This window comes from Noviherbaspirillum saxi, from assembly GCF_003591035.1.
GTDB lineage: Bacteria > Pseudomonadota > Gammaproteobacteria > Burkholderiales > Burkholderiaceae_D > Noviherbaspirillum > Noviherbaspirillum saxi.
In genome coordinates, this window is record NZ_QYUO01000003.1 from 29,502 (window position 1) to 42,142 (window position 12,641).

11 protein-coding genes are annotated in these 12,641 nt (G+C 57.1%); 7 read left to right on the plus strand and 4 right to left on the minus strand.

What is annotated here, in order from left to right:
- Nucleotides 1-25 precede the first annotated feature (25 nt).
- Nucleotides 26-934 (minus strand): amidohydrolase family protein, encoded by a 909-nt coding sequence (locus D3871_RS23405; RefSeq protein ID WP_119771542.1) that lies wholly within the window; start codon nt 932-934, stop codon nt 26-28.
- 875 nt (nt 935-1,809) lie between these two features.
- On the opposite strand from D3871_RS23405, the gene D3871_RS23410 reads away from it, so the two are divergent.
- From D3871_RS23410 to D3871_RS23420, 3 genes are all read left to right on the plus strand, one after another.
- Nucleotides 1,810-2,262 (plus strand): (2Fe-2S)-binding protein, encoded by a 453-nt coding sequence (locus tag D3871_RS23410; RefSeq protein ID WP_119771543.1) that lies wholly within the window; start codon nt 1,810-1,812, stop codon nt 2,260-2,262.
- Between the two features lie 10 nt (nt 2,263-2,272).
- Nucleotides 2,273-4,408, plus strand: a complete 2,136-nt coding sequence (locus D3871_RS23415) for a xanthine dehydrogenase family protein molybdopterin-binding subunit (protein ID WP_119771544.1) — start codon at nt 2,273-2,275, stop codon at nt 4,406-4,408.
- A 167-nt stretch (nt 4,409-4,575) separates the two neighbouring features.
- The gene (locus D3871_RS23420) at nt 4,576-5,058 is read left to right on the plus strand and encodes a carboxymuconolactone decarboxylase family protein (RefSeq protein ID WP_119771545.1); all 483 of its coding nucleotides are present in this window, start codon (nt 4,576-4,578) and stop codon (nt 5,056-5,058) included.
- Nucleotides 5,059-5,151: 93 nt separating this feature from the next.
- Here D3871_RS23420 and D3871_RS23425 read toward each other — a convergent pair whose 3' ends face one another.
- The 3 genes from D3871_RS23425 to D3871_RS23435 form a co-directional block, all read right to left on the minus strand.
- Entirely contained in the window at nt 5,152-6,063 is a 912-nt protein-coding gene (locus tag D3871_RS23425; RefSeq protein ID WP_119771546.1) for a transporter substrate-binding domain-containing protein, read from the minus strand.
- Nucleotides 6,064-6,171: 108 nt separating this feature from the next.
- Nucleotides 6,172-7,440 (minus strand): D-amino acid dehydrogenase, encoded by a 1,269-nt coding sequence (locus D3871_RS23430; protein ID WP_119771547.1) that lies wholly within the window; start codon nt 7,438-7,440, stop codon nt 6,172-6,174.
- Nucleotides 7,422-8,405 (minus strand): LysR family transcriptional regulator, encoded by a 984-nt coding sequence (locus D3871_RS23435; protein WP_119771548.1) that lies wholly within the window; start codon nt 8,403-8,405, stop codon nt 7,422-7,424. Before D3871_RS23435 ends, D3871_RS23430 begins: the two co-directional genes overlap by 19 nt.
- A gap of 450 nt (nt 8,406-8,855) precedes the next feature.
- On the opposite strand from D3871_RS23435, the gene D3871_RS23440 reads away from it, so the two are divergent.
- The 4 genes from D3871_RS23440 (at nt 8,856) to D3871_RS23455 (ending at nt 12,579) form a co-directional block, all read left to right on the plus strand.
- On the plus strand, nt 8,856-9,008 hold the full coding sequence (locus tag D3871_RS23440) for a response regulator (RefSeq protein WP_147376883.1): 153 nt from the start codon (nt 8,856-8,858) through the stop codon (nt 9,006-9,008).
- 65 nt (nt 9,009-9,073) lie between these two features.
- On the plus strand, nt 9,074-10,144 hold the full coding sequence (locus tag D3871_RS23445; RefSeq protein ID WP_119771550.1) for an IS630 family transposase: 1,071 nt from the start codon (nt 9,074-9,076) through the stop codon (nt 10,142-10,144).
- Nucleotides 10,145-10,193: 49 nt separating this feature from the next.
- Nucleotides 10,194-11,843, plus strand: coding sequence for a putative bifunctional diguanylate cyclase/phosphodiesterase (locus tag D3871_RS23450; protein ID WP_233575885.1), 1,650 nt, complete (start codon nt 10,194-10,196; stop codon nt 11,841-11,843).
- 325 nt (nt 11,844-12,168) lie between these two features.
- Nucleotides 12,169-12,579: a diguanylate cyclase gene (locus D3871_RS23455; protein ID WP_147376885.1), complete on the plus strand. Its 411-nt coding sequence runs from the start codon at nt 12,169-12,171 to the stop codon at nt 12,577-12,579.
- The last annotated feature ends 62 nt before the right edge of the window (nt 12,580-12,641 follow it).

A 12,641-nucleotide genomic window follows, 5' to 3' on the forward strand; every position in this document is an offset into this window, starting at 1 on the left:
AGGGAACGCGTGGGACCGAAGTCGCTCACGCCGCTTTCGCGAGGCGGGCTTTCGCTTCGTCGAGGCTGCGGGGTACCGGTGTCGGCTCAAGGCCGATCATGCGGGCGACGTTGTTGCCGAGGTAGTCCTCAAGCGTGTCCTCATCGAGGTTCAAGCCTTGCGGCGGCTCCATGCAAAGCACTTCAAGCAGACGCAGCCACATGCCGGGTTCATTCGGAGGCGTATCGGAACCGAACAGGATCTTGTGCGTCGGCAGGACCTTGGCGAATTCGACGATACGCGATTGCAGGCACCAGCCCGATTCGCAATACACATTCGGCAGATCCATCGCGAGCTGGAACGGTTCGAAGCAATAGACGCCGCCGGTCTGCACGCCGAAGTGCGCCATGATGAAATTCACCGTTGGGAATTCCTTGATCATCGGAACCCATTCGGTCGGAATGCTGTATGGGCCGTCGCCGGTATGCAGCTTGACCAGCACGCCGAGCTCTGCGCATTTCTGCAATGCCGGGCGCAGCCAGTCCAGCGCGCGGTCCGGGCGATATGCGTGCATGTTGGCCTGGAACTGGACCATCTTGAATCCGAGCGTTTTGACGTAGTATTCAATCGCGTTGACGCCGTTCTGCACGCCGCAGCGCGGGTTATAGACGAAGCAGCCGATGAAGCGATCCGGATACTTTTTCACCATCTCGACCGTATAGGCCATATAGGCATCGATCGATTCGCTGCCGGATTTTTCGCCGTCGGTATAGGTGTAAATCGTGTTGCCTTGCGGCGGCTGGATGAACGCCTTGTCGATGCGGCGCGGCTTGCCATTGATGGTGAATGGACCGTCCATCATCTGGATCAGGCGTTCGCCTGTGAAGGGTTCGCCATCGTGGCGCCATGCCAGATCGACGAGATTGGTCGGGTAACAGCTGGTGTCGATAATCATGAGGGTTTCTCCTCGCAGTACTTCAGGTTAGGGAGGCGCATGTCTCTGGCGAGACCTGCGTTCTGCTTTCTGGAGGACTGTCAGGAGTGTCGATATATCGTTGAAACCCACTGACGAGTACTCCGCCAGTGAGCAATCTCCAACTGAACTGATGTGGCATTGCACCACGGATTGTTCAATCGACCGCTTCTACCCACTTACAGTTTCAATTTATACAGGCCAACGCAGAACACTGTCAATACCTGCCTTGCAGTTACATATAAGCGAAACCGTATACCCGCATTCAGCATTTGCACATATTGCAATGAATACTCGTGTGCAGTTTGCTTTGTATCGACGCCTTCACCCACACCATTTACCGACGAGGAGAGCCCAGGTATGCGACAGGAAGACCTAACATGCAAGCCGCATTTTAACGCGCGATCTCGATCAATCAAGGCCGCTGCTTGTCGTTGACTCCATCCTGTATACCAGATATAAATGCCGACGTGAGTGGGTAGAAGCGATCAGCTTGGCATCTATCGACGGCGCAACGCCGTTGGTGCCTGGTGGGAGATTGCTCACTGTAAAGCCGCCGTTCGATACGCATGCGTTAGTGATGCATCGGACGTCCTACAGTGACGCAAACTTTCGGCCGGACCTGCGATGCAAACACCATTCTCCTGCTTCGGTAGTTTTCCCGTTGGAGCCCATACCTTGAAGGGCTCTTCCGATGTTGGCGTCGACACTTCACCAGTAGTTTGTTCTTGTCTCGCAATATTCAGAGACGACTCGTTCCCAGCCCTTGCCTTCCGCCCTACCCGCAGCCTGCATCCGCACGGCGGCGGTGCTATTTCCTGATTCCCTCGCTTCGACATTTACATGAGGAGTTCGACATGCAATACAAGTTTGACGTCAATGGCGCCCCGCACACGGTGGACGCCGATCCGGACATGCCGCTGCTTTGGGTGCTGCGTGATTACCTGGGTTACAACGGCACAAAGTTCGGATGCGGCGCCGGACTTTGCGGCGCCTGCACTGTGCACGTGGACGGCAAGGCCGCTCGTTCCTGTATCACGCCGGTCGGTTCAATAGGCAAGGCAAAGATCACCACGATAGAAGGACTGTCTGCAGATAACAGTCATCCGGTGCAGCAGGCATGGATCGCCGAACAGGTGCCGCAGTGCGGTTACTGCCAGTCGGGCATGATCATGGCCGTTGCCGCGCTGTTGAAGGAAAAGCCCCAGCCAAGCCGTAGCGATATTGCGGAGGCGATTACGAATATCTGCCGCTGCGGCACCTATCCGCGCGTCGAGCGCGCAATCCAACGCGCGATACCAAAAATCTAAGGAGCGGACCATGCAAGAAATCACAATGGACCGCCGCAGCTTTCTCAGGGCCGGCAGCGTACTCGCCGGCAGCCTGGTGCTCGGCTTCAAACTGCCCACCGCGCTTGCGCAGGCTGCGCCCGCCCAGGACCCGGACAACGTCAACGCATGGCTGCGTATCGCGCCTGATGGCACCGTGACCATCATGGTGCCTTCCGCTGAAATCGGACAGGGCGTGTATACCTCCGCTCCGATGCTGGTTGCCGAAGAACTTGAGTGTGACTGGAAACAAGTCCGCGCGGAGCTGGCGCCAACCGATCCCGTCTATGCGAATCGTATGTTCAAGGTGCAGGCCACTGCCAGCAGCACCTCGGCGCGCTGGTCGTTCGAGCCGCTGCGTCGCATCGGCGCGGTTGCTCGGATCATGCTGATTGACGCCGCTGCGCGTACATGGAACGTGCCGTTGGCCGAATGCCATGCGCAGCTCGGCAAGGTCGTGCATTCACCGACCGGTCGCGCATTGGGATATGGCGAGCTCGCACCCAAGGCGGCGCAGTTGCCCCGCCCCACCGAGGTGAAACTCAAGGACCCGGCACAATGGACGCTGATCGGCAAACCGGTGGCACGGCTCGATATCCCTCTCAAGACCAATGGCAGTGCAGGCTTTGGTGTGGACGTCCGGGTGCCCGGCATGCTGATCGGCACGGTTGCATCATGTCCCGTACGCGGCGGCAAGCTGAAGCGCGTCAACGGCAAGCCGGCACTTGCCGTGCGCGGCGTCAAGCGGGTCGTGCCGCTGGAAAGTGCAGTGGTTGTGCTCGCCGACAGCTATTGGACAGCCAAGCAGGGATTGACTCGCCTGAAGCCGGAATGGCAAACGCAGACCGGCTCAATGCTTGACAGCAAAACTCTGATGGCGGGATTCAAGAATGCCCTCGCTGACGCCGCTGTTGCCAAGCGCGTCGGCGCACCGGAGACTATCCTGTCCGGTAGCGGCACCCGTGTTGAAGCGGACTATGAAGTTCCCTATCTCGCGCACGCCACGATGGAGCCGATCAATGCGACTGCCGATGTACGCAGCGATCGTGCGGAAATCTGGGGACCGACCCAGGTATGCGGCGAAATCGCGCACAAGCTTGCGCCCTACCTGGGTTTGCCGGAAGAGCGGATTGTGGTGCACTCCACATTCGCCGGGGGCGGGTTCGGTCGACGCGAAGAGTTCGATGTTTTCATTCAGGCGGCGCTGGCATCGAAAGCCGCGCAGCGACCGGTCAAGCTGATCTGGTCGCGCGAAGAAGATATCCAGCAGGATTTTTACCGCCCCGCCGCAGCAGCGCGCTTTGCCGCGGTCCTGGACGAGCGCGGACACATCGCTGCATTGGAGACGCGGCTTGCCTGTTCATCGATCTACATCCGCAATTTTCCTGCTCGCGTAAAGGATGGCATCGATCCTAAATCGGTGGAAGGCACGGTAGACGTGCCCTACGCGTTGCCGAACTTTGCCGTGCGTTATGCGATGGTCAATACCTCGGTTCCGGCCGGCTTTTGGCGTGGCGTAGGGTATACGCAAAACTGCTTCTTTTTCGAGAGCTTTGTAGACGAAATCGCTCATAAGGCCGGACAGGACCCGGTCGCGTTCCGACAGTCGCTGCTCAAGGACAAGCCCCGCCATGCCGAACTGTTGTCACGGCTTGCCAGGCGTTCCCGATGGGGCAATGTGCCGGCCGGACATCATGTTGGCGTCGCGTTGTCCGAAGCGTGGGGTTCGATTTCCGGCGCAGTGGTCGAACTATCGGTAAAGGATAAGCGCATCACAATCCACCGCATCGTTTGCGCGGTGGATTGCGGCACGGTCATTAATCCCGCCACCGTCGAGCGCCAGATGGAAGGAGCTACGATCTGGGCGCTGACCGCCTCCATGTTCGGCGAGATCACCATCGATCAGGGGCGCATACTGCAGTCCAATTTCCACGACTATCCCATGCTTCATCTGGCCCAGACGCCGCCCATAGAATGCGAACTGATCGAAAGCGGCGCGAAGATCGGCGGGGTCGGCGAATCGGGCGTTCCGCCGTTGGCGCCCGCCCTGTGCAATGCATTGTTTGCTGCCACGGGTGAACGCCTGCGTTCCCTGCCTTTGGCGCGGCATGGGTACGTGCTCGCGTAAATTGCCAGCGGCCCGGCTACATCCTCACGTAGCCGGGCACGAGATGATGCGGGAAATACAGGCTGATTGCATGACAGGTATACGGTTTCTCGCATAGACACCTCGATAAAAAGCCGTAAGCTTGATAGCTCGTTATGCCGGAACTTTAGTATCCAAAGGAGCACATCATGTCCGCAGGCAGCCGCAGTGAATGGTCTCAGTTGTCCCGCATCGCCCCGTCCGTCGAAGCGGCGCTCATTGCACTTGGAAAGGCCGCAAGCGATAAGGACATGGAGCCGGCGTTACTCGAACTGGTCAGCCTGCGTGCGTCGCAGATCAACAATTGCGCGTTTTGTGTGCAGTACCACCTGAACGCGATTCGCCAGTGGAGACTGGCTGTGCCGCGCGAAAAGATTGATTTGATCTCGGTATGGAAAGAAGTGGATATCTATTCCGAGCGAGAGCGGGCCGCACTCCAGTGGACTGAAATCATTACTTCCTTGCGGGAAAATTCCGTCACCGATCGTGACTATGCTGCGGCGCTTGAACACTTCAGCGAGAAGGAACTATTGCTGCTGACCGCCGCAATCGGCGCGGTCAATGTATGGAATCGGATTGGCGTGGCCTTCAGGTTTTCGCCGCCGATTCCAAAGCCGGATGTGGAAAGCTGACTTCCGCAAAGCAGTATCGGCCGGATTGCTGTGCGAGGTGGACGAGCTGGGCGAGACCGTGAAGGCTTGCTTCAGGCCTCGCCTGGGAGTGCGCTACTTCGCCGCGTAAGTTGCCGGGTCGCCGGAATCGGTCGGCTTGGCGATCACCGCCTTCAATGCCTCGCTCATCGGAATATTCAGGTTGACTCCCTTGGGCGGAATCGGCGACTGGAACCATTTGTGATAGATGCGATTGATTTCGCCGGATTTCGACAGCGCGACCACGGCATCGTCCACTATCTTCTTGAACTCCGGATCGTCACGCCGCAGCATGATCGCGTACGGCTCGATCGACAGTGCTTCGTCGGTAATCGTGTAGTCGGCAGGCGACTTCGAGCTGCTGGCAAGCGAAGACAGCAATACGTCGTCCATCGCGAACGCGACCGCGCGTCCGGTTTCGACCATCAGGAAGGCTTCGGCATGGTCTTTCGCCGCCTGGATGTTCATGCCGAGATTACGCTCCGAATTCAATGCGGTCACCTGTTTGATATTCGACGTGCCCGAGGTGGACACCAGGGTTTTCCCCTTCATGTCATTCAGGGTCTTGATCCCAGCCGATTTCTTCGCAAGTAGCCGGTTGGCGGTGACGAAGGTGGTAGGAGCAAATGCCACCTGCTTCTGGCGTTCCAGATTGTTGGTGGTGGACCCGCATTCAAGGTCGATCGTACCATTTGCCATCAGGGGGATGCGCGTGGCCGAGGTCACCGGGTTCATCCTGACGTTCAGCGATGTCAGACCGAGGTGCTTCTGTACGGCGTTGACCACCTTCATGCACAAGTCCACCGAGTAGCCCTGATAGGACTGCTTGTCGTCGAGATAAGAGAAGGGAATGGAAGAATCGCGCACGCCAAGCGTTATGACGCCAGTGTCCTTGATTTTTTTCAGTGTGCCGCTTTCCTGCGCATGGACGCCGCCGGTTAGGCACGCGGCGACCAGCACTGCCGTCATCGTCTTTTTCAGTTTCATGCTATCTCCTTGACATTGTTTTTCATTGTTAAAAGGACTTTCTGCGTGACTTGCTGCGCCTGCTCCAACATTCACTACATTGTTTCTTCTTCTCCACCGTTAAAAAAGTCATGCTGCCAGCTGAAATGCGCGTGTATCCAGTACCGTCGTGTCGCCACCAATCTGCTGCGCGAGCAGAGACGCGCTTCCGCAGGCGAGCGTCCATCCGAGACTGCCATGTCCGACATTCAGATACAGTCCCTTCAGCGGCGATGGCCCGATGATGGGAAGGCCGGTCGGTGTCGCCGGGCGAAACCCTGTCCACGGCGACAGTGCAGTGGACACAACGCGGTCTGCGGCATGCGGAAAAAGTTCGCCCGTACTGGTTTTGAGTTCCTCGATGGCGCGCGCCGGGATATGCTTATCGAACCCGACCAGCTCTACCCGGCCGGCAACGCGCAAGTCGTCACCGATGCGCGCATACACGACTTTCCTGGAAAAGTCCGTGATCGAAATGCTCGGCACCTCGCTTACCGATAAGCCGGCCACCGGAACCGTGATGCTGTATCCCTTTAGCGGATAGACAGGCAGGGAAAAACCTGCCTGCCTTGCAAACCCGGCACTGCGGGCTCCCATCGTCAGCACGAAGGCATCGGCATCCAGCTTGCCCTTGCGGTTGATTTCTACGGCAGCCAGTCGCCCGTTGCGCACACTTGCCCCGGTCACCGTGGTTCCGCTCTGGAAACTAAAGCGCGCATTCTTCCGTAATTCATTCAACAATTCTTGACAGAACAGCGCACAGTCGCCGACTTCTTCGTCGGCGGTATAGACGCCGCCGGCCCAATCCCTTTGCGAAGCTCCGAGCGCGGGCTCGAGCCGGATGCATTCATCAGCGCCAAGAATCTCCTGATGGCAGCCGTGGCGTGCCTGGATGGCGACTTGCCGGCGCGCGGCGTCGAGAGAGGATTTTTCCGTATACATGACCAGCTTCCCGGAGGTCCGATGCTGAAACCGGAGCGGAACGGCGGCGCGCAGCCGCGCCATTTCGTCCCGGCTTAAGAACGCAAGCCGCAGCAGGGAGACGGTGGTCTGCCTGACGCATTCGGCATTGCACGCCTGCAGGAAATGCGCCAGCCATGTCCATTGCGCAAGCTCTGTGGTCGGCTTCACCGCCAATGGCGAATTGCGACCGAACAGGTAGTGCGGCCATTTGGTCCAGACCGAGGGATCCGCAAGCGGCGCGACATAGGAATAGCTGAGCTGTGCGCCGTTACCGTAGCTCGCGCCAAGTCCCGCGTCGTCCATCGCATCGACCAGCGTAACTTCATGACCTGCTGCCAACAGAGAATAAGAGGTCGTGACGCCGATGACGCCGGCGCCTAGAACGCAGATATGCATTGTTTCCCTTCATGTTCCTTGACAGGCTGCCGGGCGGCATTGCGCAACAGATGATTCCAGACACGCTCTACTGCCGGTCTATTGTTTTCGCGGTCGCGATAGATGCGGATATCCATTTCGCCGCACCAGGAAGCGGAGCCGGGTTCTGCGCCCTGCTCCGGCGGCTCGGCCGCAAGCGCAAGCACGCCATCCTTCAATTCTCTTCTTACCGTGCTCTCCGGCAGCCAGGCTACGCCATGTCCGTGGATGGCCATCATCTTCAAGCCTTCTGCCAGGTCTCCCTCGAAACGACGGAAAAGATGAACCTGCGCCGGCCCGTCTCCCAAGATCTTCTCGACGATGCGTCCGAGCGAGGTGCTGGACGAATAGCAGAGAAAAGGCACCGGCCTGGCCTCCGTTCCCGGCAAACCATGCACAGGCTTGCCGGATGCGTCGGCCTTCGCATAGGGCCGGATAAATTCGGTGCCGAGCTTCAGCGTTTCATAGCGCTGGCTGTCCAGCTCCACAGACTGGAACGCATGGTGGTAGCACATCAGCAGATCGCAATTGCCGCCCACCAGCTCCATCACCGAGTCATGGACATTGGTCGCCACCATCCGCACCGCCATCATGCCGACGGTATGCTCCACATCGCTAAGCCATTGCGGGAAATACGTCAGCGACAACGTATGCGGCATCGCGAACGAGACGGCCGACTGCACATCCGCCGTCTGTCCCCTGAGGACGGAGCGGGACTGGATCGCCTGCGCCAGCATGTCGCGTGCATGCACAAGAAAGGTCTCGCCGGCCGGCGTCAAGCGCGTGGGATAGACGGCGCGGTCGAATAATTCCGCCCCCAGCCAGTTTTCCAGCGCCTTGATGCGTCTCGAGAAAGCGGGCTGGGTCATGTTGCGAAGCTTGGCTGAACGACTGAAGTTCAAGGTTGCAGCGACGGACAAAAAATCTTCGATCCACTTGGTCTCCATGTGCTTCCTCTTTTGTCGCTAACGCTGCGTTTGGCATGTAGAAACTATACAAAATAGCAGACTACATGTCGCATGCTGTTTTGGCACCGGCCGGAAGATAAAATCGGGCAGGTTTTTCCGAAAATCGCGTGGCTTCCCCTGAGACTGAAGAACAGCCAACAGGTCTCGGCAGGACCGGTGCTTTTATTGCATAAGGCCGGCTGAAAATCGGAAAGCCGCGTCTGGCTTGATGCCATACGATCCAATGAACCAACAGGCAATTGAGCGCCGATTCCTACTTACAATCTCATTTCTCAGGGTATATGATGAACTCTGCGCCCGCTTGAGGCAGCGTCTTCATGGTAACTTGCTCCACTACGATGACTTTAGAGTAATAGGGCCAACAGGGATTAGGGCGCTTGGAAGACCGGCCCATCTTTATCAACGCCGATGCTTATAAGAAAGAACGGGATGAGCATTTCATCAACCGAGAAGGGCGATCCCGGGGAGGGAAAAGAAAGAATCCTGATTATTGACGACACGCCTGCCAACCTGCAACTGCTCGTGCGAATGCTGACCGCGCACGGCTATATAGCCCATCCCGCCTCTAGTGTCCTGAGTTAGAAGTTCGTTGAATTATTCTGCGTATCAGTTGTCCGACGCCTATTGGTTTTCATGGCGAGGACGGCATGGCAGGCAGACCGAAAGCGGAACTGGTGTTGAGCGCGGCGGAAAAAGAGCAATTGCATGCCTGGGCGAGACGGCGTAAGACGGCGCAAGCACTGGCTTTGCGTTCGCGCATCGTCCTGGAATGTGCCGGCGGAGCGGAAAACAAGGCGGTGGCGGTCAAGCTGGCGGTGACGCGCCAAACGGTATCGAAATGGCGCGCCCGCTTTGTTCACATGCGCCTGGATGGTTTGCTCGATGCGCCGCGCACGATTGATGATGCGCGTGTTGATGTTGTGATCGCCAAGACGCTGGAGGAACAACCGTCGAATGCCACACACTGGAGCACGCGGGCTATGGCGCGCGAAGCGAAGCTGTCGCAAACGGCGGTCAGCCGCATCTGGCGCGCCTTCGGTTTGCAACCGCATCGTCAGGAAACGTTCAAGCTGTCCACCGACCCGCTGTTTGTCGAGAAGACCCGCGACATCGTCGGGCTTTATCTCGATCCGCCGCTCAAGGCCATGGTGCTGTGCGTTGACGAGAAGAGCCAGATTCAGGCGCTGGACCGGACCCAGCCTATCTTGCCGCTGGCACCCGGTGTTCCCGAACGGCGCACGCATGACTACCAGCGCCATGGCATGACGACCTTGTTTGCTGCACTCGACATTGCCACCGGTGAAGTCATTGGGCAACTGCATCGACGTCATCGCAGCAGCGAGTTTCTGAAATTCTTGCGTACGATCGAGGCGTCGGTGCCGAATGACCTGGACATTCATCTGGTGATGGATAACTATGGCACGCACAAGACCCCCACCATCCGCAATTGGTTCGCCCGCCACCCGCGTTTCCACGTGCATTTCACACCAACTTCGGCTTCGTGGCTCAACCAGGTCGAGCGCTGGTTCGCCACGCTGACTGAAAAACAAATTCGCCGTGGAACCCATCGTTCGACCCGTCAATTGGAGGACGCCATTCGGCATTACCTGAAACTCAATAACGCCGATCCCAAACCGTTTGTCTGGACCAAATCGGCCGACGACATCTTGGCCAGCATCGAACGCTTTTGTCTGCGAATTTCTAACTCAGGACACTAGCGGAGAATTGGCTTTGCAGTCCACTCAATACGTCCTCCCCGATCTTGTATTGCTTGACGTTCGCATGCCAAACATGAATGGCTATGAAATTTGCGAGCGCTTAAAAAAGAACGAGCGCACACGTAACATTCCCGTCATTTTCATCAGCGCGGCCGATCAGGAACTCGACAAGCTCAGGGCGTTCGCCAGCGGCGGCATTGATTACATCGTCCGCCCGCTGTTTGAAGAAGAGGTGCTGGCGAGAATCAGGACGCATTTATCCTTGCGCAAGTTGCAGAAGAACCTGGAGGAACTGGTACAGGAGCGGACCGCTGAACTCATCGAAGCCAACGCCAAGCTGAAGGCGGAAAACCGGGAACGGCAACAAGCCGAAGAACGCATCCGTTACATGGCGCACTACGATGCGCTTACCGGACTGCCCAATCGCATATTGCTGCAAGACCGTATTGCTCAAGCCATTGCTTATGCGCACCGCAACAGCTGGCAAATGGCTGTGCTGTTGATTGACCTGGATTATTTCAAGCATATCAATGATTCGCTGGGCCACTATACCGGCGATCAATTGTTAAAACTGGTTTCACAGCGGCTGCGGCAGTCCATGCGCGAAGGCGACAGCCTTGCTCGGCTTGGCGGTGACGAATTTGTCCTTTGCATCAGGGGTGACAGCAAGGACGCTGCACATGTCGCGGGCAAGATCATCAGCGTGCTGGATCAAGCTTTCATTGTCGACGACTGCGCATTGCATGTCGGCGCAAGCATAGGGATAAGCCAGTACCCGAATGATGGCGACAATGCGGAAGCGCTGATGCGCGCCGCCGATAGCGCCATGTATCACGCGAAAGAGAACGGCCGCAAAAACTATCAGTTTTTCAGTCAAGAACTCAACCAGCGCGTGCACCAACGCTTGCATTCCGAAAATCTGTTGCGCCAGGCATGGGCCCGCAGAGAATTTTCCGTGCATTACCAACCTCAGGTCGACATGGAAAGTGGAAAAATATTTTCGGCTGAAGCGCTGTTACGATGGCATCCTCCCGGCAAATCGCCGATGTCCTGCGGACCGTACATGACGATCGCGGAAGAAACCGGGCTGATACTGCCTATTGGCGAATGGGTCCTGCATCAGGCATGCCGAGATCTGAAGCGGTGGCATTCATTGGGGTACCCGGATTTGCATATCGCGGTCAATTTGTCACCACGTCAATTCACGCAAGGCGACCTGGTGGATACCGTTGCAAAAATTCTGCAGGAATATGACATTCCCCCAGGCGCGCTTGAACTTGAAATAACTGAAAGCGTGCTTTTGCAATGCAATGACGGCAATACGTCAATGCTCAAGCAACTGAGCGATCTGGGAGTGCAACTCTCAATCGATGACTTTGGGACCGGATATTCCAATTTGGGCTATTTGCAGCGATTCCCGGTGCACGCGCTCAAGATCGATCGGTTATTCGTGAATGGAATCGGACAGAATGCCAACGACACGGCACTGATTTCAGCCATCATCGCGATGGCCCATAGCCTGCAACTGAAGGTGCTGGCCGAGGGAGTGGAGACCGCCGAGCAAACTGTCTTTCTGCTTCAACATGGCTGTCTTGCGGCGCAAGGTTTTTACTACAGTGAAGCGGTATCCGCGGACGTATTCCCGGAATTGCTGCGCAAGCAGACGCCAAGCTTTTCCGGATACGAGAGCGATCGTTAAGGCAAAGGAGTTCATCGTTGATTCCGCCCTGCCGGGATCACGTGTCACTCAAACGAAAAGAATCCCTATGCACTCTCAGCCGAATCAATTATCAAGCAGAGGTCACAAAATACCCCCTTCGTGCTGACGTTAACCATCCATGAACCATGCCCCATATCGTAAGTGAAGATCGGTAGAATTTGTTCGTCAGCAAAGAACCGATGAAAGCAGTTCCTTTCATATTCCGTCCCACGCCATCATCAAGAAGTTGCTCGATTATGCGGAACGCTACACCGACGACGCGAACGAGCAAAGCCGCGTCGGACTGCGAAATTCGGCATGCAGCTTGGGCATTTTCATCTTCCTTACCTTTCTGGCAAGCTTCGGCGGATGTGTGGTGATCGAGCGTGCGTGGGGCAGCAACCGCAACCTGACGATGCAACTCAAGCAGGACGCACTGCATGATCAACTGACAAAGCTGCCGAACCGCCGTCTGCTGATGGAGCAGCTTCCTGCACACTCCGACGCCTCGGCGCGGCATCAACAGAAATTCGCGGTTATGTTTCTGGACCTCGACGGATTCAAGACGATCAATGACCAGTGCGGCCATGACATCGGCGACAAGGCGATGTACTGCGCAAAACGTGCCGGCAAGGGAAATGCCCGTGTTTCGCGCGACGATCAGTTGAACACTGAACTTCTTTCCGCCAGATTTTCCGGTCCGAGGACTGGGCACATCGGAGAACGTCGAATGTGATCGGTTCGACATTCGCCACCATTCCTTGCCTGTCCATTCACACAATTTGATGAAGCCTCCCG